Origin of the sequence: Pedobacter sp. Leaf41, assembly GCF_001422545.1 — a bacterium.
Lineage (GTDB): Bacteria > Bacteroidota > Bacteroidia > Sphingobacteriales > Sphingobacteriaceae > Pedobacter.
In genome coordinates, this window is sequence record NZ_LMLE01000007.1 from 369,563 (window position 1) to 391,513 (window position 21,951).

A 21,951-nucleotide genomic window follows, 5' to 3' on the forward strand; every position below is an offset into this window, starting at 1 on the left:
AAGAAAATTAATTTTTATTTTTTAAATATTGATAAATAGCATGTTGCGATGAAACCTGAAATTGATCGTTTTTGACTAATACGTTATCCATGTTTTCATCTATAAAAACAGCTTGCACATTATCCTGTTTTTGAAGGTTGATAATATCTAATAATTCTTGCTTTATGTTTTGATCATTGATAGGAAAGCAAACCTCTATCCTACGGTAAATGTTCCGGTTCATCCAATCGGCTGAGCCCATATAAACATCTTCTGAGCCGAGATTATGAAAAACAAAAACCCGACCATGTTCCAGATAACGGTCGACGATTCGGATAACTTTAATATTTTCACTCATGCCCGCTACGCCAGGAATCAGCCTGCAAATGCCGCGAATAATCATTTCAATTTGCACACCTGCGACAGACGCCTCATATAATTTGTTAATTAAAACCTTTTCTTCGAGGTTATTCATTTTTATGGTAATCGCGGCAGCTTTCCCTTGTTGCGCATGCTGAATTTCACGCTCAATAAGTGAGATAAATGTTTGTTGCAAATTAAACTGCGCTACCAATAACTCATCAAATTCGATAAAATTATTTGCGCTTGGTTTAACCCGTTTGGCCAGAAAAATAAAAAGCAGTTCTACTTCGCGTAACATCTCCTTATTGGCCGTCATCAAAATATGATCTGTATAAAAACCAGCGGTAGTTTCATTAAAATTGCCAGTAGCAAATAAGCCTACGTACCGCATTCTACCCTCAACTTTGCGCTTAACCAAGGCAACTTTTGCATGTACTTTTAAAGCGGTAACACTGTAGATGATATCTACCCCAACCGCTTTCATTTTTTTTGCCCATTTAATATTGTTTGCTTCATCGAAACGGGCTTTAAGCTCTACTAAAACAGTTACTTTTTTTCCGTTTTTTGCAGCGCTGATTAAGGCATTTACAATTTTCGAGTCGCTTGCTACGCGATAGAGCGTAACATAAATCTCCTGTACAGTTTCGTCAATGGCTGCTTCATTAAAGAAACGTAAAACACTATCGTAACTCTGGTAAGGGGTGTGTACAATGATGTCGCTTTTGTAAATAGCCTCGGTTAAAGAACCATCAATAAGATCGGTATTGCATATTTTCGGCCAGGAACCATTGGAAAGCTTATCCGATTTTACAGGAAAAGACATCAGATCTTTCAGGTTGTGGTATTGACCTCCCTCTATATTGTTGGCTTTTTTTAGATTGAAGATTTTCTTAACTAAAACCAATACATTAATTGGAATTCCAGGCTGGTGGAGAAAACGGGTAGCTAAACCTAAATCGCGTTTTTGCAATTGCTTCTCTAACTGCTCCGACAAACTTCCGGAGTATTCATCCTTGAGGTCAATCTCCGCGTCTCTCGTTATTTTAAAACTAAAACATCCCGTAATTTCATCGTGCGGAAAAATGCGATTTAAATGAAAACGAATAATATCATCCAAAAAAACAACAAAGGTTTCACTCGCCGATTCTACTTTATAGAAACGAGGCAACTCATTTGAGGGAATATTTAAAATAACAGCCTTAGTATCTGAATCTTTTTTTAGTGTAATTAAGAAGTACAGCTCATTATTAGCTGGAAAGAATTTGGTTTTCTCATCGATAAAAACTGGCTGCAAAAAAGCTAAAACCTGACTTAAAAAATATTGGGTGATTGGTTTTTGAATTTCTTCTGGATAAATCTCCCCATAAACCAGATTTATTTTATTTGATTTAAGGGCTGGAATGATACTGCCTTTTAATATTTTCCCGAAGCGCTGTTGCTGATCAGAAATTAATTGATTGGCTCTTTTTAGCAGATTTTCATCGATATGGATATCGTTATCCTTTCTGCTGCTCAATTTTTCCAAAGCTAAAAGTACCGGCATGCGTACCCGATAAAACTCATCAAGATTAGATGAAAAAATTGATAAAAATTTAATTCTTTCCAGCAATGGAACCGATTCGCGTTCGGCTTCCATTAGCACACGTTCATTAAATTTCAGCCAGCTTAAATCGCGGTTAAAAAAAGAGGTTTCGATCATTGCAGCCATTAAAGTTTACCGTAAGCCGCATAAGCAATTACAAATGCAAAAACCGCAGCAATTAACCCCCACATGAAAATATTATAGGCTAAACGAATCAGTTTATACTTCCTCCCCAATACTACCCCTTGCGAATAAACATCTGTTATCAAAGTTCCATAAAGAAAATCTTTGTCGTTCATTACTTTTATCATACCCTCGGTATAACTAGGCAAACTCATTTTGTAAAAATTACCAAAGAACAGCAAATTAACCTTTTTATCATCCATATCTTGCTGCGTAAATTCTCCTTTAGGGATGGACGGCCTGGTTGATAAAATAGAAACCACAACACAGGTTAAACTAACAATAAGCAGAATAAACGTTGGAATAATTAAGTTTCCATGATCTTCTAACCTTCTTAGCAATAAACTCACAATTAAGGAAAGCATAATAGAATTTACAGTAATCAGGATGTGGGCTTTATTATCAGCCATATCACTTAAACGCTGGTTATTCGTTGCCGTAATCCTAAACATCGTTTCAATACCTTTGTCTGGACGATCATCTTTACCTTTCTTTTTAACCTTTGACAAATCTATTGCGGGCGCAAAGTTTTTCGGCTCTTGCAATTCGGTATTAATGACCTCCTGAGGCGTTAACTTGCTTTTCAGCTTGCTAATATTGGCTTGCTTTTGGTCGTTAAGTAAAAGAATGGCATAATCAGTTTGATAGCGGTGAGATTCCATAAACTGAATATCTTTTTTTCGCCATTCCAACTTACTAATGTCTTTTTTATGGATGAGCTCGGCCTCCTTGTGCATTAGCTTTCCTTTCTTTCGAAAATCAGGTAATCCAAGGTGAAACAAATCTGCATCACAAACAATTTTATCGATTTGATTTTTAGGAGATTGAGGTATTTTTGTAGCCATAATAGCACTTTTTACCTGGCCCCTAATTTCAGTTTCCACATTTTGCTCAACCAAAAATTTATCTGCAAGCTCGGCTCCTTTAACTTCATGATTTAAAGCATCATCATAATAACCTGTATCGTGGAAGTAGGCAGCGACAGTGACCGTAAAAAAATCCTGATCACTAAGCTGGTAGTGGTTTGCGATTTGCTGAGCGGCCTTTACAACCTCTTCAGTATGCTCAAAATTATGATAAACCAATCGCGGATCGCTGTGGTTGCGAAAATAATCGCTTACGTACTTTTCTACGTTTTCCTGCAATTGTTTATAGCTCATGAATAGATTCTAATTGTACTAATTTATTTGTTCGGGAGAAATGCATTTTCTTTAAATACTTTAAGGCTAAAATTGTTTGCCAATATTAAATATAAAATTACGCTAAATTTTACAAAAGTGATGCAGGAAGATTTAGACTTGTAATCAGCTCTATATTTTACAATGCTATTATTGATTGTGAACGATTTAAAATATCTACTGTTGGTTTCGCCTGCCCGAGCGGCTTGTTTTATACTGCTGTGTTTTTATATTCTCCCACATAATTAATTTATCTTCAATTTTAGAAAAGGCTCTAATTTCTCCATCTTGCGAAATTACAAAACCAAGCGCCGAAGGATGATTCCAACAGTAGGAAATCATAGACCTATGTCTGGTTCCATAATGTTTAGGATCATGCGGTACAAGCGATTTCGGAGTCGCTGTAGAAGTATTGGAAACAAAGATTTTTCGGGGCATTTTCTTCGATCTTAAAACCGCTCCAAAACCATTTGCAACCATGCTTTCATTAAATAATATCACTCCATCTACGCAACTTTGCGATGCTATAAAACTAATAGCACCCTTAATTTCATCGGCTGTGCCTTTTTTATGGAAGAAGAGCTCTGTTTCTTTTTGATAGGTATTGCGAGCAACCGATCTTCGTCCTTTTTTAAAATCACTGTAAATTCTATTTTCAACTACATACTGGTCTATGGATGCCTTTGCATGTGCAATCAAGGCCTGTGCGAGCCGATCGTAATGGATTTTATATTTAACATCTAAATCGATTGTGTCTGGAGCGATTAAAATTGCGCCACCGTGCTGATAGTTTTGAATTTTCAACAACAGTCGTGAAAAGGTTTGAATCCATAAACCATCCAAAAACTCTTCCCACTCCGTATATTGTTCCGTTGGATGAACCTGATCGATATAAGTTCTTAATGCAACTTTCAAAAAGTCAGCATTTTTCTTAATCATTTTAGATATAGGTCCGATGGTAAGTACGTCCAGGTACCTTTTAACCAAAACATTTTGTTTAAGTGTAGCTAAAAGTTCATAATCAAAAAACACATGTAGTGTTCCAATATCGCTCACAGCAACCTGAAATAACCCTGGTTGTTCAGAATACATATCAGATTCGTAGTTGAGAAAATTTTGATAGTGCATGGCCTGATCAATCATTCCCCAAACATAAAGGCGCCCTTTATCGTCAAAATATACTGCCAAAGAAGTGCTCGAAGGGTCGGCTGCTTTCGATAGTTTGGCCAATGATTTGGTCGTCATGGGGATTTTTCGATCAAAAGCAATACAACTCCAGCGCTCTGGAACTAAGTTTGCTGGCGGAGCAGGATCGGGATTATCGGGATTGATTAACGTAACTGTAACCCGGGTCAAATCACTTTCCTCTTTACACATACTAGAGTAAAAGAGACAATCGAACAAAGTTTCTAACACGGCTAATTCTGGAAGCAATTGTTTACTTCTGGTGAGACGAAGTTTGTGCTGAACTAATAAAGCAAGATCAATTGGGCGAGAATTTTCCAAAGTGAATGATTTACCAACTAAACAAAATGAGACCTCTAAAGTTTGTTTACAAACATTAAAGTTGTAGGATAGCTTAACGCCTTGTCGAATATCATGATGATCCAACAAGAGGAATTAAATAATGATTTTTCATTTCAATGATTCAATTTTCCAAACTTATTTAAAAAGATCATGTTAAGTTACTAGGCCAATTCAGTTCGGTTGCGCTTAATACATTTAAAAATTTTATGACGAAAATAAGTGACGAGGGATTATTAATTCCCAACGATTATTACAGAACCCAATTTATAGATAGTTTTCGGGGCGGAGTTGAAGGAGACAACACGATGACCATTATTGTAAAAGATAATACCGATTTGGTTGTTTATGCCAATGCGGCAAAACTGGTTTGGGAATCTGTTGGAGATTACCCATCAAGCTTTAGAGGAATTGTACGTACAAAACACGGAAATGCTTTTGCCACATTCGAATATGTTGGCGCTTTGAGTGAATCCGTTTCAGCCGCTGAGTAAATACATTAACTAAAACAGATCAATCATGAAAACCAAATTATTAATTATTGGCTTAGCTATTTGTGCATCTTTTGCAGCGTGTAATGGCAAACAAGCCGATCAGGAAAATGCCGATAAAATGAATCAATATACTGATTCAACATCCTTGGATACGACGACAAAAGACAGTACCAATGCAAACAACATGGCAGATTCTACAACAAATGCCCCCGCACACGCGAACAATTAGGTAGATAATATAAGGCCTGTTAAAACCTTGTGAAGGAAGAAGTGTTTGTTTTAAAAATATTCGATATTATGACTGAAGAAAAAAAACAACAAGCAATAAAATTGTTAAAGCAAGGGTTAGAAACTGTTGAAGAACGTGAATACACCGAAATTGCAGAAGTACCAACCGAAGATAGCGATCGGTTTGAAGTGAAATATAGTTTTTTACATGATAGTGTAGAAGGAATATTCACGGTAGTAGGCCGCAGTAATGAATCGCATGCATCAGATGATAAGAAAGATTTAAAAATCACCTTACTAAGCGAATTTGCCGAGGACTCACTCCATTACGATTCGGCAACAGCGAAAGAGCAGGTTGATCACGATTTAATTAACGTTGAAGAATACGTACATCGCCATATTAATGAGGGATAAATATTGAAACAGAGAGGATAAATAGTTTGTCTATTTATCCTCTCTGTAATATTAATTTCTTAATTCGATTTCAGTAAACCTTTAACAAGGCTTTTCCATTGCGGATATGAAAACCCAATTCTGGCGGCTGTACCTACTATAGCATTTCGAAAGTTATCTAATCCATTACCAGTTTCAAAATTTGGCGATTCGTTTCGGGCATGTTCTTCTGCATACACAAAGTTTTTTATTCGTTTAATTTGAAATGTCGAGGTGGCTCGTGACGTTAAAAAGTGAGCGATTTTTCCATCTGGCTCGAGTGGATGAGATGATGGACGAACCCGAATAGTAAAAATGTCCTGATCGAAATCTACTTCAGAAAATACTGCTTCTACATGTACCCAATCGTAACCCTTTCCTAATCGCGTTCCCGGTCCGGGAATATCAATTCGGATGTAGTCACCCTCCTCCACTTCACGATCGCAGGCACGGCCAGCATGATCAAAAAGTTTGAAAGATGATAATGGAATGCTGGATAACGAACCCCAATTATTTACATCCGATAACCGATGCTTAACAACTTGATAAAATGCGGTAGCTTCTTGCTCGCTTTCGAATTCAACATTTTCTACAGCATCTGTTTCAGCTCCACTTTGATGTACTGGAACATGATCTTTTCCGATAATTTCTCTTTCCATTGCGATAAATGTTATCAGTTTTAACTATCCAATTAATAACACAATCATTTATTTAGAGGCTTTGTTTTATCAAATTAAGTTTTTCTACCCTCCATATTAAGAAATTAATCCCCAGATTGAAACTTATATTTAAGCTAACCCAATTCAATTTTCCATTGCTGTTTCTGACTTCGATAATCCGGATCATTCTCTGCCCTTTTCCAAAACCCATAAAATATATCGGCAGCTTTTGCCTTCTCCTCCTCACCAGTGCCACGCTCAAGAGGTGAGTAACCGTTGTTCGCATTGTACTTTTTGCCGCCTTTATAATTTGCATATCTCCTTGCCCGGGTATAACCCATTTGCAGGTATTTTCTGGCTAGATCAGCACCAACAAATTCGTTATTTGATAAATAAGTTTCAAATAATTGATAGATTTTTTCAGCGCTTTCCTTTGCGATTTCTGGATTTTTAAATCGCCAAAAAGGACCGATTTCTGATTTATAAGGCTCGCAGATTAAAACGCCTTGTTCACCTTTTCCAACCTTGTACTTTTCTGGATTTTCCCTATAATCGACATCTGGCTTCCAGGCATATTTAGAAACGTCAAAGTTGAGATAGGACGGCGTGGATAATTTTTCTTTTGCTGAATGATCTTTCACTTACATTTGGTTTTAGTATTCGCCGATATTGCTTAGTTCTTTAATCGTAGTTTGAAGTGTGCTGATGTTCCCATGTGCATTACCCATTGTGTTGTTGAAGTAAATGAAAACTTCCTTTCCTTCCATCATCCAATCTTTTACATAGCTAGCGTATTCAGAAAGAAACGCCTCATCATAGCTCCCTTTGTAATTTCCGCCAGGTCCATGAAACCGCAAGTACAAAAATGAAACATCATTAAAATCCATCGGACTAGCACTGAAGGACTTATCATGAATAACAGAAGCGAAACTAAATTCGGTTAACAATTCGCTAATTTCTTCCACATAAAGAGATGGGTGCCGAAACTCTACCGCAATCTTCCATTTATTACCAATATTGTAACTGTGTAAATTTTCCATTAAGCTTCGGAGCTGCGAGAAATCGCCAAGGCGAATACTGGGCGGTAGCTGAACCAACAGGCAACCTTTTTTATCCTCAACACAGTTGATTACGTTGAAAAATTGTGAGATTTCTGCAGGATCAAACGCCAGTTTTTTTTGATGGGTAATTCCCTTGAACAGTTTAAAACTAAACTTAAAGTCTTCTCCAACTTCTTCCCGCCATTTGCTTACTGTTGATGGTTGCGGAATTTTATAAAAAGAACTGTTAATTTCTATACTATTCATTAAACTGCTGTAGTAAAATAGCCTCGATTTGTCCTGAAATTCTGTAGGATAGAAAGATTTATTTGGTACTGGCAAAAGCAAACCACTTGTTCCGAGATAATATTTTTCAGTGTTGATGTCGTTCATAAGCTACTATTCAACATCTATTTCGAGGTAATTGTTGTTGCCATTAGCACTTTGCGGAACAATTGATTGCAAAAATTAAAACCTAATAAACTTTAATTGGTTATATCTCCATGAATGGACTAAGCATACAACAACTTTTCGATCAATACCAAGATATTATATTGGAGGTTGAATTAGCAAAGAAAAATATTGATGAAACGCCATTGAAAGATCTCTCCGAGGAAGATTATATCTCTGCGGATGAAGCAGAAAAATATGTGACTAATTACGCAGAACGGGAGCGTAAAATGGCGCACTTAGAAAGAGTAAGCCAAGAATGGTCGGAAATATCTGATGAACTTGCAGCCAAATTGTGCATTATCAATACCAAAGTTTTGGTAAATGATAAACGTGATGATACTAAAGCATTAATTTATTGTGTAGATGGAGCGGTTACAGTTGAGGAGATTGAGTAATCTCATATTAAAATGCAAGTATGAACAAATCACAAAAAAGCCCTTCAGAATAAACTGAAGGGCGACTTTTTGCATGTGGGCCCACCTGGGCTCGAACCAGGGACCAAAAGATTATGAGTCTTCTACTCTAACCAGCTGAGCTATAGGCCCAAAAAACTTTCGTTTTTTTTGAGAGTGCAATGTTACAAATTTGCTTCGAATATTGGCAAATCTTTTTGAAAAAAATTATTGGATAAATATTTAAAACATTGTATTTCAGCAATAAATTTTAAGCAAGTGGAAAATAATCAACATGCTTCCAAGGTCCGCCAAGGTATTCCCACAGATCCAAACCTAATGCATAGCAAGCGAATGGAACAAAATTTCCGGAGAGTGTATGGTAAAGTTCTTTTGCCTCTTCTGCCTTAACTTTATTTTGAACAGTAATATGAGGCCTATAACCTTGCCTGTCTTGTGCCGTTAGGTTATTCCAAAAATGTTGCGCAATTTTTGATCTTAGTGTGTTTAATTCCTCACTTTCAATTTTATAAGCTACGCCATTGCCTAAAAAACGCAGAGAGTTTACTTCCAAATCAAATTGTTTGACAACCAGGCTTTTCAAAAAATTCACAATATCATCGTAATCAACCAAATGATGGAAAAGCGTTAGGTGAGCATTAAGTAAATTTCTTTCTTTAGGAAAATAGGCTTTGCGTTGCTGATCAAAAAAAACTTGGCTTTTTTGATCTATTCTGAGTGTAAGGATGTAAACTGGCATTAAAAAAGCATCATCGATAACAAGTAATTTATATATTGCTAACAGCGGGTGCCTCAAGATGTTTTTCAGTTAGCTAAAGAATAAAGAGAATTCTATTAATTGTTTTTATCATAAAACTTGAAAAAGTCGTTCAATCTAAAAATTTTTGTGAGGTAAGAATAATCTTGATTAATGCGATTATAATTTTCAAAATCCGGCTCTTCATCGTCAATATTACCTTTGCCCATTGTTCTGTCAGGAATAAATAAATTGGTGGTCACTTCAGGTTTACCTAAAAGCGAATAAATTTCCCGGCCTTCTACTGCATAAGCTTTAAACTGACTTTTTAAATCTTTTTTGGTGTAGATGATATTATAAATTACATACTTTGATTTTGTTGGATTTATTACACCGTATTCTGTCGGATCTAGATATAAATCCTCGCCAGCTATGTTATAATCCTTACAGTCAATTTTATGATGACCAATTTCTAAATCGACTTTTAAAAATGTATTTGCTGGAACTTCGTATTGCTGATCGTCGATGGTAACCACTAGAGCTTTGTTCGTAGGATTATCAATTAAAGTAGAACCGTTTATTTTCGCTTTCCAAACTAACTCGTAATAGCCGTAGCCAACGAAAGCCAGAACAACGAATAAGAGAACTAAAATACCGCCGGTGCTTAGTTTTTTAGATGGTGCTGCTGTATGCTCTGCCATATCATTTAATATAATGTATAAGGTTACAATTTCTGTCGTTAAAAATAACAACCTCGTATATTAAAATCTCCTCCAATTATTATTCGCTGATTTTCAGGGCAAATTCGTTAACATTGAGCGACTCTAGTTAGTCTATAATTTCCACTCACTCCTTTTTCTAATCCTGTTTTAATACTAGTATAACATTTAAGTTATCAAACCATCAAACTTTATGAAATTGACTTTTGCATGAAGCTTAACATCCGATACAAACATTTTCGCCCCTATCTTTGTATATAAGCGATGATGATGAAGCACCTGAGAAATAATTTTACCAAAAGCACCTTTAGCTTTTTGCTGCTGAGCATGCTGATGTTAAAATTCTTTTCTTATTCTATTTCTACATTCGCATCATCAAATAACTCATATTCCACCGAAAAAGGCACAGAAGATAATCAAGATAAAGATGAAGAGTCTTTTGAGAAAGCAAAAAAGAAACTTCAGCTTTACGAATCTTCAGCAACTCATAAGGAAAATTTGCATTACATTAATCGAATTTTACTTCCCGCTCAAATACAAAAAATGAAGCTGCATATTTTTCCGCCCCGAAATGTTCCAACACCGCCTCCCGACTTTTTGATATAATCCATTTGATCTATTTTAAGGATGACTAATGAACCTGATTAAGTTTCATATTACATCCTGCTATCTCCCTCAGTTTTCTGCAAAGCATTTAAACTATTTTTAATCGTTAATATAAATGAAAAATCAACATATTGCCGGTGCACCAACGCCCTGGCAACGCCTAGTACGCATGCTCCATTTGGAGCGAAAAACCATCAATTACATCTATGTATATGCGTTACTGATAGGCTTAATTGGATTATCTCTACCTCTGGGAACGAGTGCAGTTTTTAACTTACTATCTAATGGAGCTGTTTACAGTTCAACCTATATTCTTATCGCAGTAATCCTGGTGGGCATTGTAATCGGTGGAATTTTATTAATTGGTCAACTTACGTTGGTAGAATTTTTAGAGCAAAAGATTTTTACGAAGGCGGCATTAGAATTTGCATTTCGTTTACCTAGGATAAAAAAGAAAGCGCTGGAAGGTGAGAACCCCTCCGAATTAATTAATCGTTTCTTCGATATTTTAACCATTCAAAAAGGCTTAACAAAATTACTGGTGGACATTATTGCGGCTGGAGTCCAGATATTCTTTAGCGTAATTTTGTTATCGTTCTATCATCCTGTTTTTATGGCCTTCGGGACATTTGTATTGTTTGTAATTGTTTTGGTGTTGGTGCTATATTATCGTCGTGGTGTACAAACCAGCATGGAAGAATCGAGCTATAAATATGAGGTGGTAGCTTATTTGGAAGAGATTGCCGGAGATTTAGACACTTATCGCCAAAGCAGTTCGAAAAGAAAGGAAATTATAGATCGCACTGATGAAATTACCGCAAATTATATCCAAGCCCGTAACGATCATTTCACCGTTTTAAGAAACTTTTTTATGAGCGCAGTGGCATTGCGTACCGTTTTAATGGGAGCACTACTACTAATGGGATCTTATTTTGTAGTAGAACGACAAATCACTTTTGGCCAGTTTGTGGCCGCAGAAGTGATTATCGTACAAATTAGTTATGCAATTGAGAAGTTAATGACCAATTTAAATACGGTATTTGATATGGTTACCGGAAGTGAAAAATTAGCCGTAGTAACCGATTTAGAATTAGAGGAAGGAGACTTGAACCATGGGTAAAATTAGCAACAATTTGGCTCAGATTAAAAATTGGGAAGAGCTTTCAACGCATGCAAATAGCAGAATTATTGATGCCAAAGGCTCGAAACGCTTAGGGAAAGTTGCACTGTTTGTACTTGTTTTCTTCATCATCCTTCTATTTCTTCCATACCGGCAAACGATACCTGGACGAGGTACAGTTACCGCTTTGCGGCCTGAAGACAGACCTCAAACCGTACAGAATCAGATTGGAGGAAGAATTGAACATTGGGCAGTGAGAGAAGGCCAGGAAGTAAAAAAAGGAGATACCATTTTAGTGATCTCGGAAACGAGCCAGTCGTACTTCGACCCAGAATTACCCACCCGCTTAAATGAGCAATTAGATGCAAAACGCGGAAGCGAAACAGCAGCGGCACAAAAAATGGACGCCACCAGATCTCAAATTGATGCATTGAGCGATGGCTTGCGTTTTCAAATGAAAGCTGCAGAAAACAAGGTTCTTCAGGCCAGGAACTACTTAAGCATAGATAGTGCAGATCTTTTAGCTGTTCAAAAATTTTATGAAACTGCAAAAGCTCGTTTAGAACGATATGAAGCAGGTTACAAAAATGGGCTGTTCTCTTTAACAGATATCGAAACCCGTAGATTAAAATTACAAGAAGACAATGCAAAAGTCATCAGCCAGCAAAATAAGTTGGGTAACTCCCGCCAAAATCTATTGAATTCGATAATCGAACTGGATAATATCAGGGCGAAGTATCAAGAATCATTAGCAAAAGCACAGTCAGATATGAGTTCGGCCATTTCTAGCAGGGCAAGTGCGCAGGGTGAAATTGCCAAATTGAGAAACGATATTTCCAACATTAATGTAAGGAGAAGTTTATACGTTGTTCGTGCACCACAAAACGGATATGTAGTAAAAACACTTAAGGCGGGTATTGGCGAAAATATAAAAGAAGGAGAATCAGTAGCCACCTTGCAACCAAAATCGCCTATGGTAGCAGCAGAATTATACGTGAGCGCCATGGATGTTCCACTTATTCTAGATACCAGCAATGTGCGTTTGCAATTTGAAGGTTGGCCATCTGTTCAATTTTCGGGCTGGCCATCTGTTGCTGTGGGTACCTTCGCTGGCCAAATATTCTCCATTGATAAAGTGAGCAGTCCTGACGGAAAATATCGTGTTTTAATTAGCCAAACCAATCCTGTACCTATAAATGATGAGCCCTGGCCACCGCAATTACGACAGGGATCTGGTGTTTTCGGTCGCATCATTCTTCGATCTGTTCCATTATGGTATGAAATCTGGCGGCAACTTAATGGTTTCCCTCCAAGTTTAGAAAGAGAACCTCCAAAAAGTTTGACAGATACAAAATAAAGAAGCAGTAAGATGAACATAAAATTGAAAAGCTTTTCTGTCTGCTTAATATGGTTTTTGTTAATAAGCCAAATTAGTGTTGCACAGCTAAAGCCGAATGTGGTTGTTAAAAAAAGTTACGATACCGCCCGTGTTTTCTCTTTGGAAGATTTACAAATGCTGGTATTTAAATACCATCCAATTATTAAACAAGCGGCATTATTAAGTGAGGCTGCACGGGCTAATGTTTTGCAGTCGCTGGGCTATTTTGACCCTACACTAAAAGCAGGCTTCGCCAGAAAGTTGTTTGGAAACACTGAGTATTATAATAAATGGGATAGCGAGCTTAAAATTCCTTTATGGTTGGCCGGTGCGGATTTAAAAGTTGGTTACGACCGCAACGTTGGAACTTACGTTAATCCGGAGAGTCAAACCAATTCACAGGGTTTATCGGCAATTGGCATCAGCATTCCACTAGGACAAGGTTTAATTATTGATGCCCGTCGAAATACCTTGCGCCAATCGAAAATTATGGTGGAATATGCAGAAGCTGATCAACTGAAACAAATAAATAGTGTTTGGTATGCCGTGGCCAAAGATTATTGGAACTGGTATTATGCTTATAAGCAATATGAGTTGATTGAGGAAGGACTTGATTTAGCCGACCGACGGTTTAAGGCATTAGGTACGCAAACCATATTGGGAGATAAACCTGCTATTGATTCAGTAGAAGCTTATATCACCGTGCAGGAAAGGATGATCCAGCGGGCCAAATCAGCAATAGAGCTGCAAAACGCCCGATTGGTTTTATCAAATCACCTTTGGAATGAAGATGGAAATCCATTGGAATTACCTGCGGACGCTATTCCGCAAAATGCAACCGAAATCCCTGCTAAACTAAACCCATTAATTTTGGATTCGCTATTGGGTCAATCAGCAAACCAACATCCAGAATTGGTAAAGTTGCGCACAAAAGGTGCTCAATTAGCCATTGAACGAAGTTACCGCCAGGAATTGCTGAAACCTAAACTAAATGTTATTGGTAATTTAATTTCAAACAGAACCAGTTTTAACAGTAATATTCCGGGTTACTATGATTTTAACTGGAGCAATTATAAGTTAGGGATCGAATTTGCTTTCCCGTTATTTTTACGATCTGAACGTGGTAAGCTTAGAGAAGTAAAAATAAAACAGCAAGAGCTAAATTTTGAAGTACAGCAATTTGGAAGGGAAATTAGAAATAACATCGTAGCATCATACAATGACGTTGCTGCCTACTCCGCTCAATTGGCTCTTCAACAAAAAAGTATAGAGAATCAGCAAATTTTGGTTAGCGGCGAAAACCAAAAATTTACACTCGGGGAAAGTAACTTGTTTTTAATTAACAGTAGAGAAACAAAGTTAATCGACATGAAAATTAAACAAGAAAGTATGATTTCGAGTTACCAAAAAACGATAGCCGAGCTTTACTACAAAGCAGGTACAAGACAGCTACAAAATTAAAACAACCAGGTTTATTTCGGGATATTCCAATAGTTAATCTACAGGTATATCCCGTTTATATTTTTCAGCAAACTCTGTTGGCGTGAGTTCAAATTGTGTAAAAAAGCATTTACTAAAATACGAATGGGAGTTGAACCCTACCATGTAACCAATTTCTGAGATCGTATATTCTTGCTCTACCAATAACTTTGCAGCTGTTTTTAGCCTTATCAACCTGACGAACTCATTCGGTACGTGGCCAGTTTTAGCTTTAATTTTCTTGTATAAGCTCGATCGGCTTAAACCCACTTCCCTACCTAAATCTTCTACTGATAATTGTGGGTCGGAAATCCTGGCTTCTATTATCTGCGTAATTTTCTCAAGGAATTTTTTATCCCTATTGCCACTGATTAAAATTTCAGTTCCTTCCAAGGGGCTTTGAGCAAAGCGTTGTCTCAAATTCGATTGCAGCTCCAACAGATTCTTGATGACTAAAGAAAGCTGTTTCCACTTGAATGGTTTTGAGATATAAGCATCTGCCCCACTTTCCAATCCCTGTATTTCTGCATCAGTATTGGTTTTAGCCGTTAGCAGCACTACGGGCAAATGGCTGTAATCAATATCATTTTTTATTATTTTACAGAGCTCAATCCCGTCCATCACCGGCATCATCACGTCAGAAATAACTAAATCGACCTGATGATTATCCAGTTGTTTTAGCCCCTCTTTGCCATTTTTCGCTTTTAAAGTATGATAACCTTCAGCAATAAAACTTTTTACCAGAAAATCTAACAATGATGGATCATCTTCCACTACCAACACTGTTTGTTTGCCCTCCCGGTCGTCATTTAAAGTGTCCAAGTCATCAGTGATGCTTATTTTGTTTTGAATAAACGGGATCAAAACGGTGAAAGTTGTTTTTACACCTTCCGAGCTTTGCACTTCCAACCTGCCGCCATGCTTTTCCGTTAATGATTTTGCTAAAGCAAGGCCAATCCCTGTTCCGCCTAAGTTTGTATATTGATGTTCTGCTGTAGAAACCTTGAAAAATTTCTTGAAAATTGAGTCCAATTGGGCTCTCGGAATCCCAATTCCATCATCCTCCACACTAATGGAAATCATTTGTACGCCCTTTTCACTCGTGTACAAATCGTTAACTTTTATTTCCAGTTTCTCTCTTGCAAATTTAAACGCATTGATTAATAAATTGCTCAATATCTTCATCAAAGCTTCAGGGTCGGCGTTTACTTCTAATGTTTTGAAATGGCTTTGTACAGAAAACGCTAATTCGCGTTTGGTAGCAATTGGCGCAAAGCGATCGCGAATGCTGTTTATCAAATAAATGATTTCAATGGGTTCTGGGTGGATTTCGAAAATATCACTTTCAATCCGCCTGAAATCCAATAGTTGATTAACTAACGTGAGCAACCGGTCTGAATTTTCTTCCATCACCTGTAACTGGCTCAAGCTTTCAGCGTCTTTTTCCTTTCGGGATAAAAGCCTTTCTAGCGGAGCGATAATTAACGATAATGGCGTACGGATTTCATGGGCCATAGCCGTGAAAAACTCGATTTTTTGTTTATAAAAATCCTGCTCATTTTTATTTTTAAGTCGCTCAAGTTTAATTTCATTGCGCTTACGTGCTTTCGCATAAACATATCTTCGCAGCCAAAAAGCACCCGAAATAAGGATCAGAAAATAAAAGATGTAAGCCGGTATGGTTTTATAAAATGGTGGCAGAATGGTAATTTTAATACTGGAAATCTTTCCCGTATCTGCGCCTAAATCATCAATTACTTTCACCTGAAAACTATATTCACCCGCTGGAAGATTGGTATAAGTTGCCTTACGCTGACTGCCAACGTTATTCCAACCCTTATCAAAACCCTCCATTTTAAATGCGTATTGCAATTTGTTAGGCGCTATGAAACTCAAAGAGGCATATTCGATACTCAAAACCGATTGATTGTGGTTTAACACCACCTCATCCGTATAATTAATGGAACGTTTTAGCGGACTGTTTTCATCATTTAAATCCAAATCTTTGTTAAATAATTGAAAGTTAGTAAATGAAACTTTCGGCGTAGCAGTACTACTTTGAACCTGGTTGGGATAAAAAGCATTAAAACCATTTATACCGCCAAAGTATAATTTGCCCGATGAATCTTTGTAATACGCCTTGTAATTATATTGCTGACTTTGAAGATTATCCCATTTACCAAAGCTCTTTTTTGCCTTCGTTTTAGGATCAAATTCAAACACCCCATTGTTGGTAGAAAACCACATTTTACCGAAATTGTCCTTTACGATGCCATAAATTACAGCACTTTTTATCCAGTTTTCATCATCGTACGATTTAAACTTACCCGTTTTCTTGTTCAGTACATTAAGGCCGCTTCCATCAGTTCCCAACCAAAGATTACCTTCTCCATCATCCAGGATACAAATTACCTTGTTAGAACTTATAGCGCCTGGATTTTTCGAGTAAGCATACTGCGTAAGTTGATTATTCGGATCCATTCGAATCAATCCATTATCGTAAGTGGCAATCCATATAATATTGTCTGTATCCTGATAAACCTGATAAATACAGCTCTTTTCCAGGTTCTTTCCTTTTATTCTGATGAATCTGTCATTTTTTTCATCATAAAGATTCAAACCTGAAATGGTGGACACCCAGATTCTACCTTGCCGATCTTCTTCTATCGAATAAACACTGTTATCACTTAAGGTGTTAGCATTATTCGGATCGCTTTTGTATCTTTTTATCTTCCCCGTTGCTGGATTTAAGATATTTAAACCGCCCGTGTACATCCCAATCCAGATATTTCCAGATTTGCTTTTGTAAAGTGCATGAATGTTGTGGTATGATAGACTGTCTTGCCCTGCCGAAAACGGGAATTTCTTGAAAGTTTTATCAGCACTATTAAAAAAGTTCAAGCCACCATCTTCAGTTCCGATCCACATCTGGCCGGGCTTAGTTTCTAAAAATGCACTTACCGCATTTCCAGATAGCGAATTTCTAACTCCCGATGGATAATAGAATTCAAAACCTGAGCTTCCCTCGTGGTAATAATTTAATCCGCCGAAATAGGTTCCTACCCAAATACCACCTTCTTTATCTTTAAAAACGTTGTAAACGGCGTCGTCGTTGATACTGAATGGATCGTTATTTTTGTTTTGATAAACCGTAAAGCGATTATTTTTTCGGTCGAAGATGTTTAGGCCTTTTTCGGTGCCCAGACAAATGTAGCCAGGCTTGGGTTCATAAATCGTGCGAACAATATTGTCGCTAATCGAGTTTCCGGCAGATTTTTGATAAATGGTAAACTGATTGGTTTGATGATTCCATAGGTTTAGACCGCCTGCCATCGTACCGATCCAGATATCGCCGTTGGCATCTTTATACAAATCAAGAATTACGTTGCTGGATAACTTTGATGTTGAAGAAGTGGTGTAATGGCGAACTTGGAGTGTTTTGGGGTTTAAAACATCGATCCCCTTTCCATAGGTCCCCAGCCAGATGTCGCCGGTATTGTCCTGCAAAATTTTTGGCACTTCGTTCGATGAAATTTTAACAGCTGAGGAAGTGGAGAAATTGAGTAATCCCCGTGTTTTCGGCGTGTAACAGTAGATGCCATTCTCCTTGGTCGCAATCCAAATTTTTCCATCTTTGGAGCGCATGATATCGTTTATGAAAAAATTTTTGAGTGGTTTAAAGAGCGTAAATTTCTCAGTTTCTAAATTGAAAACATAAATACCTTCATCTGTTCCAATCCAAAATATTTTTGAATCGTATTTGAAAATTTTTCTGATGAAGTTATTTCCTATCGTGCCCGGAATCCCTTTTTGGTATTGAAAAGACTTGAAATCGTAGCCATCGAACCTGCTTAAACCATATTTGGTTCCAAACCACATATAACCCTGATCATCTTGCTCAATATCCCAAATGGTATTGGCACACAGTCCATCACTAACGGTATAATGCCGAAAAAAAATCTTTTGGGCAAATCCATTTTCGGTCAGAAAAAAACTAAAAAAAAGTAGCAGGGCTATCGCCCTGCTTAGTTTTTTGAATTTCATATAATGGCTAGATAGAGCACACAATATAGCGATCTTTGCTGTGCAGAAGCACTATTTTATATCATTAAGTTTTTTGATTACCTCAACCTCTTCCTTTTTGTAAGGTGTTCCGTCTTTTCTAAAAACTTCATGAAACCATTCTTTAGGTTCTTCGCCATTTGGTAGTGGCGTATCCCAGGCATATTTGGTATTTGATTTACCATCCACCAAACCCCAGTTAATGGCGCCGATATTTTCCTTTTTCAACATTGGCATCACCGTTTCAAAGCGACTACCTCTTGTACGAGCCATGTATTCGGTACAAATCATCGGCCTGCCATGAGATTTTAACATGTCGATAACGCGTTGATGCCATTGTGGTTCTTCATAGTCGTGGTAAGTAATTACATCAGAGTTTAAGGCCTGGAAGGCGTTCAGCTCTCTGTAATCCCAGGCCCAAAGTCCGGCACTAATTGGCTGCTCCGGATTTACTGCTCGTGCCCATGTAAACACCGCCTTTAGTAAGGGATATGAGGTGGTCAGCTTACCTGAGTTTCCTGGCTCGTTGTACAAATCCCACAGCAAAATGCGTTTATCAGTTTTAAAACGGGTCATAACATCTTTTACATATTTCTCTAAAGCCGGAAAGTTTGCCTCATTTTTTGAATCTGGGTCGCCTGGATCCTGAACCCATCCCGAATTGTGAATACCCGGTTTTGGGGCAGGTTGCTTGCCGATTTTCGCCTGCTTGTTCCAGCAATCATCAAAAAACACAAAAATGGTTTTGATCTTGTGCTTATCAGCAATGCTGAGATATTGATCCATTCGCTTTTTGAAGCCTTCTTTATCCTGTTTCCAGGCCAGGCTGTGTAAATATACCCTCATGGTATTAAACCCGATGCTTTCTGCCCATCCCAATTCCTTATCAATGGTTGCCGCATCGAAAGTATCTGCCTGCCACATTTCCAACTGATTGATGGCTGTGCTTGGCAAAAAATCTGCTCCGTTAATCCATTTATATTGTTTGTACCAGGCATTTGCCTTTTCTATCGACCATACCTTTCCAACAACTGGTGTAGTTTCCTGAGCATTAGCCAAAGTGCTGATACCCAAAAAAGCTATTAATAAGTAACTGAAATATTTTTTCATGATGTAAATTTTAGCAGGACTTTTAAGCCCTATTGATTATTTAGTTTGTGATGGAATTTGCAATTCCTGGCCGCTTTTTACAGGAACCCCGAAATTTGGCGAACCATCGACATTCCAGGTAAACTTTTGTGCCCTTGGCGATCGTTGTCCGCCGCAGCCTTGTCCGGGTGCCGAGTTTGCATGATATAAAATCCAGTCTTCTTTTCCATCAGGAGATTTAAAAAACGAATTATGCCCCGGAGCGTAAACGCCATTTTCTGGTGATTGCTTGAACACTGGTTGCTTGCTTTTTTCCCAGGATGAAACATCCAAAAGATCTTTTCCTTTCAATGTGAGCATCCCCAAAGCATAAAAATCAGTCCAACAGCCACTCGCCGAATAAATTAAGAAAACCTTGTCTTTGTTGAACAAAATTTGTGGTCCTTCATTTACATCAACATGTGGCGGATTGCCAGGATCGTTTAAATCGCCATGTTTTTCCCATTCAAACTGTGGTGTAGAAATTTTATGTCTTGCGCCATCAATTGTCCAGGGGTTTTTCATTTTTGCAATATATATTTCTTGTTTCTGGTTGATGTCTCCCTCCCAGCCAGCCCAAACCATATACAACTGTTTTTTGTAGGTAAAAACAGAACCATCGATAGCCCACTTATTGGTTGCATCGCCCACTTTTCCTTTAAAAATCCATTCTCCTTTTAGCGGATCTTTTGATGAGTTTTCAAGCACATACATCCGGTGGTTATTGTTGTTCCCATCATCAGCAGCAAAATACACGTACCATTTGCCCACAATAAAATGAATTTCTGGTGCCCAAAGTTCTTTAGAATATGCCGTATTTGGCGGTGGAATAAAGATGGTTTTCTTTTCAGCCGTTTTTAAGTCAGCCAGATTTTTGGTTTTCCAAATGACCAGCTTGTTCTGCATGGAATGGGTATAATAGTAATAGCCATCTTTGTAAATGCTCCACGGATCGGCACCAGAAGGAAGCAAAGGATTAGTGAAGGTTTGCGCCAAACCTAGTTTTGCAACGAGAAGGATACAAACCGTAAGGGCAACTTTATATATTCTAAATTTTTTATTCATATTACTTTTCTCCTGATGGTCTGGCAATTTGTAATCCTGTTGCTACAGGAGTACCAAAATCCGGACTTCCATCTGCTTTAAACGTAAATTTTTGCATCCTCACATTTCTTAAATCGGCACAGCCCTGGTTGGTTGCAGAGTTAGCATGATAAATGAGCCAGTTTTCCTTCCCATCCGGAGATTTAAAAAACGAATTATGCCCTGGGCCAAATGCATTGCTGCCGGGTTGTTTACTAAAAACCGGAGTGGTAGATTTTGTCCAGTCGGCTTTTACCAAAGGATTTCCTCCCGCTTTTAAACTGAGCTGACCCAACGCATAATCGTCCGTTCCGCAATAGCTGGCAGAATAAATGATAAAGGCTTTGCTATCTGGCCCTAGAAGTGCCTGCGGCCCTTCATTAACCCCAAATCCATTTTTTTCCCAGGCAAATTCTGGCTCGGTTAACTTTGTTGCCGTACCCTCTAAGGTAAACGGATTGGTCATTCTAGCGATGTAAATATTTTGTGTCAAATTCACATTCGTTACATCAGGACGCCCGCACCAAACGAAATACCTGTTGCCATTCACTTCAAGAACAGAGCCGTCAATGGCCCAAAAGTCAGCACTTGGACTGAAAATTTTGCCTTTATCTACCCAGGTTCCCGTTGTTGGATCTGGACTACTGTTTTCCAATACCCATGTCCGTTGACTCAGGTCTGCACCGTTTCCTGCAGTGTAATAAATGTACCATTTGCCATCAAAGAAAAACAATTCTGGTGCCCATACATTTCTGGAGTTTGCAGCACCAGCAACTGGCGTAAATACGGTTTTTGGTACAGCTGAACTTAGTTTAGACATGGCTGTGGTGCTCCATAAATTAATAGAAACGCCATTAGTTTGCAGATAATAATACACACCATCCTTTTGAAATACCGAGGGATCGGCACCGTTCATTAAAGGATTGGAGAATGTACTAACCGCTACCGGTGGTTCAGGATCGATAGGTGTTGGATTATTCGTTTTTCCGCAGGATAGGCCCAGTGAGACCGCAATCCCCAACCAAAGCAGGTAAAAATTTAATCCTTTTGATATTGAAATATTCATATAGGTGATGTTAAAAAGGTTAGCAGCTATACCGCTAACCTTAGTA

19 protein-coding genes and 1 tRNA gene are annotated in these 21,951 nt (G+C 37.9%); 7 read left to right on the forward strand and 13 right to left on the reverse strand.

The window, feature by feature from the left end; genetic code table 11:
- Window positions 1-7: 7 nt before the first annotated feature.
- From ppk1 to ASE92_RS12030, 3 genes are all read right to left on the reverse strand, one after another.
- Window positions 8-2,050, reverse strand: coding sequence for a polyphosphate kinase 1 (gene ppk1, locus ASE92_RS12020; RefSeq protein WP_235527353.1), 2,043 nt, complete (start codon window positions 2,048-2,050; stop codon window positions 8-10).
- On the reverse strand, window positions 2,050-3,267 hold the full coding sequence (locus ASE92_RS12025) for a Pycsar system effector family protein (RefSeq protein ID WP_056850340.1): 1,218 nt from the start codon (window positions 3,265-3,267) through the stop codon (window positions 2,050-2,052). The genes ppk1 and ASE92_RS12025 overlap by 1 nt, the downstream gene beginning before the upstream one ends.
- 195 nt (window positions 3,268-3,462) lie before the next feature.
- Window positions 3,463-4,791, reverse strand: a complete 1,329-nt coding sequence (locus ASE92_RS12030; RefSeq protein ID WP_056850341.1) for a putative sensor domain DACNV-containing protein — start codon at window positions 4,789-4,791, stop codon at window positions 3,463-3,465.
- A gap of 227 nt (window positions 4,792-5,018) precedes the next feature.
- Between ASE92_RS12030 and ASE92_RS12035 the strand changes: the two genes are divergently transcribed.
- The 3 genes from ASE92_RS12035 to ASE92_RS12045 all read left to right on the forward strand — a co-directional run bounded on the left by ASE92_RS12035 (window position 5,019) and on the right by ASE92_RS12045 (window position 5,945).
- Entirely contained in the window at window positions 5,019-5,303 is a 285-nt protein-coding gene (locus ASE92_RS12035; protein WP_056850342.1) for a hypothetical protein, read from the forward strand.
- Window positions 5,304-5,328: 25 nt separating this feature from the next.
- Window positions 5,329-5,532 carry a hypothetical protein gene (locus tag ASE92_RS12040; protein WP_056850343.1) on the forward strand — a complete coding sequence of 68 codons (204 nt, stop codon included), beginning with the start codon at window positions 5,329-5,331 and terminating at the stop codon, window positions 5,530-5,532.
- Window positions 5,533-5,600: 68 nt separating this feature from the next.
- Complete coding sequence (locus ASE92_RS12045) at window positions 5,601-5,945, forward strand: hypothetical protein (protein ID WP_056850344.1); 345 nt, start codon at window positions 5,601-5,603, stop codon at window positions 5,943-5,945.
- A 59-nt stretch (window positions 5,946-6,004) separates the two neighbouring features.
- Here ASE92_RS12045 and ASE92_RS12050 read toward each other — a convergent pair whose 3' ends face one another.
- From ASE92_RS12050 to ASE92_RS12060, 3 genes are all read right to left on the reverse strand, one after another.
- Window positions 6,005-6,622, reverse strand: a complete 618-nt coding sequence (locus tag ASE92_RS12050; protein ID WP_056850345.1) for a hypothetical protein — start codon at window positions 6,620-6,622, stop codon at window positions 6,005-6,007.
- Between the two features lie 134 nt (window positions 6,623-6,756).
- Window positions 6,757-7,263 (reverse strand): DUF4385 domain-containing protein, encoded by a 507-nt coding sequence (locus ASE92_RS12055; RefSeq protein ID WP_056850346.1) that lies wholly within the window; start codon window positions 7,261-7,263, stop codon window positions 6,757-6,759.
- Window positions 7,264-7,275: 12 nt separating this feature from the next.
- The gene (locus ASE92_RS12060) at window positions 7,276-8,055 is read right to left on the reverse strand and encodes a DUF72 domain-containing protein (protein WP_056850347.1); all 780 of its coding nucleotides are present in this window, start codon (window positions 8,053-8,055) and stop codon (window positions 7,276-7,278) included.
- Between the two features lie 110 nt (window positions 8,056-8,165).
- On the opposite strand from ASE92_RS12060, the gene ASE92_RS12065 reads away from it, so the two are divergent.
- On the forward strand, window positions 8,166-8,510 hold the full coding sequence (locus ASE92_RS12065; protein WP_056850348.1) for a hypothetical protein: 345 nt from the start codon (window positions 8,166-8,168) through the stop codon (window positions 8,508-8,510).
- Window positions 8,511-8,586: 76 nt separating this feature from the next.
- On the opposite strand, the gene ASE92_RS12070 is transcribed toward ASE92_RS12065, so the two are convergent.
- The 3 genes from ASE92_RS12070 to ASE92_RS12080 all read right to left on the reverse strand — a co-directional run bounded on the left by ASE92_RS12070 (window position 8,587) and on the right by ASE92_RS12080 (window position 9,965).
- Window positions 8,587-8,660, reverse strand: a tRNA-Ile gene (locus ASE92_RS12070).
- 118 nt (window positions 8,661-8,778) lie between these two features.
- Window positions 8,779-9,324, reverse strand: coding sequence for a 2'-5' RNA ligase family protein (locus ASE92_RS12075; RefSeq protein WP_200926406.1), 546 nt, complete (start codon window positions 9,322-9,324; stop codon window positions 8,779-8,781).
- Window positions 9,325-9,362: 38 nt separating this feature from the next.
- The gene (locus tag ASE92_RS12080) at window positions 9,363-9,965 is read right to left on the reverse strand and encodes a hypothetical protein (protein ID WP_157255726.1); all 603 of its coding nucleotides are present in this window, start codon (window positions 9,963-9,965) and stop codon (window positions 9,363-9,365) included.
- A gap of 739 nt (window positions 9,966-10,704) precedes the next feature.
- On the opposite strand from ASE92_RS12080, the gene ASE92_RS12090 reads away from it, so the two are divergent.
- Genes ASE92_RS12090 through ASE92_RS12100 form a run of 3 tightly spaced genes read left to right on the forward strand, consistent with a single transcriptional unit; the run spans window position 10,705 to window position 14,548 of the window.
- Window positions 10,705-11,709 carry an ABC transporter transmembrane domain-containing protein gene (locus tag ASE92_RS12090; RefSeq protein WP_056850351.1) on the forward strand — a complete coding sequence of 335 codons (1,005 nt, stop codon included), beginning with the start codon at window positions 10,705-10,707 and terminating at the stop codon, window positions 11,707-11,709.
- Entirely contained in the window at window positions 11,702-13,066 is a 1,365-nt protein-coding gene (locus ASE92_RS12095) for an HlyD family secretion protein (RefSeq protein WP_056850352.1), read from the forward strand. The genes ASE92_RS12090 and ASE92_RS12095 overlap by 8 nt, the downstream gene beginning before the upstream one ends.
- A gap of 57 nt (window positions 13,067-13,123) precedes the next feature.
- Complete coding sequence (locus ASE92_RS12100; RefSeq protein WP_235527354.1) at window positions 13,124-14,548, forward strand: TolC family protein; 1,425 nt, start codon at window positions 13,124-13,126, stop codon at window positions 14,546-14,548.
- 33 nt (window positions 14,549-14,581) lie between these two features.
- Here the strand turns inward: ASE92_RS12100 and ASE92_RS12105 are convergent, their stop codons facing one another.
- Genes ASE92_RS12105 through ASE92_RS12120 form a run of 4 tightly spaced genes read right to left on the reverse strand, consistent with a single transcriptional unit; the run spans window position 14,582 to window position 21,905 of the window.
- A complete protein-coding gene (locus ASE92_RS12105) occupies window positions 14,582-18,610 on the reverse strand; it encodes a hybrid sensor histidine kinase/response regulator transcription factor (RefSeq protein ID WP_056850354.1) in 4,029 nt (1,342 codons plus the stop codon).
- 51 nt (window positions 18,611-18,661) lie between these two features.
- Window positions 18,662-19,738, reverse strand: coding sequence for a cellulase family glycosylhydrolase (locus tag ASE92_RS12110; RefSeq protein WP_056850355.1), 1,077 nt, complete (start codon window positions 19,736-19,738; stop codon window positions 18,662-18,664).
- Between the two features lie 36 nt (window positions 19,739-19,774).
- Window positions 19,775-20,821 carry a family 43 glycosylhydrolase gene (locus ASE92_RS12115; protein ID WP_082455047.1) on the reverse strand — a complete coding sequence of 349 codons (1,047 nt, stop codon included), beginning with the start codon at window positions 20,819-20,821 and terminating at the stop codon, window positions 19,775-19,777.
- A 1-nt stretch (window position 20,822) separates the two neighbouring features.
- Window positions 20,823-21,905: a family 43 glycosylhydrolase gene (locus ASE92_RS12120; RefSeq protein ID WP_056850356.1), complete on the reverse strand. Its 1,083-nt coding sequence runs from the start codon at window positions 21,903-21,905 to the stop codon at window positions 20,823-20,825.
- Between the last annotated feature and the right edge of the window lie 46 nt (window positions 21,906-21,951).

Coding starts and splice junctions, on each gene's coding strand:
- ppk1 (WP_235527353.1), bottom strand. CDS start 2,050: ATGGCTGCAATGATCGAAACCTCTTTTTTTAACCGCGATTTAAGCTGG.
- ASE92_RS12025 (WP_056850340.1), bottom strand. CDS start 3,267: ATGAGCTATAAACAATTGCAGGAAAACGTAGAAAAGTACGTAAGCGAT.
- ASE92_RS12035 (WP_056850342.1), top strand. CDS start 5,019: ATGACGAAAATAAGTGACGAGGGATTATTAATTCCCAACGATTATTAC.
- ASE92_RS12040 (WP_056850343.1), top strand. CDS start 5,329: ATGAAAACCAAATTATTAATTATTGGCTTAGCTATTTGTGCATCTTTT.
- ASE92_RS12045 (WP_056850344.1), top strand. CDS start 5,601: ATGACTGAAGAAAAAAAACAACAAGCAATAAAATTGTTAAAGCAAGGG.
- ASE92_RS12050 (WP_056850345.1), bottom strand. CDS start 6,622: ATGGAAAGAGAAATTATCGGAAAAGATCATGTTCCAGTACATCAAAGT.
- ASE92_RS12060 (WP_056850347.1), bottom strand. CDS start 8,055: ATGAACGACATCAACACTGAAAAATATTATCTCGGAACAAGTGGTTTG.
- ASE92_RS12065 (WP_056850348.1), top strand. CDS start 8,166: ATGAATGGACTAAGCATACAACAACTTTTCGATCAATACCAAGATATT.
- ASE92_RS12080 (WP_157255726.1), bottom strand. CDS start 9,965: ATGGCAGAGCATACAGCAGCACCATCTAAAAAACTAAGCACCGGCGGT.
- ASE92_RS12090 (WP_056850351.1), top strand. CDS start 10,705: ATGAAAAATCAACATATTGCCGGTGCACCAACGCCCTGGCAACGCCTA.
- ASE92_RS12095 (WP_056850352.1), top strand. CDS start 11,702: ATGGGTAAAATTAGCAACAATTTGGCTCAGATTAAAAATTGGGAAGAG.
- ASE92_RS12105 (WP_056850354.1), bottom strand. CDS start 18,610: ATGAAATTCAAAAAACTAAGCAGGGCGATAGCCCTGCTACTTTTTTTT.
- ASE92_RS12110 (WP_056850355.1), bottom strand. CDS start 19,738: ATGAAAAAATATTTCAGTTACTTATTAATAGCTTTTTTGGGTATCAGC.
- ASE92_RS12115 (WP_082455047.1), bottom strand. CDS start 20,821: ATGAATAAAAAATTTAGAATATATAAAGTTGCCCTTACGGTTTGTATC.
- ASE92_RS12120 (WP_056850356.1), bottom strand. CDS start 21,905: ATGAATATTTCAATATCAAAAGGATTAAATTTTTACCTGCTTTGGTTG.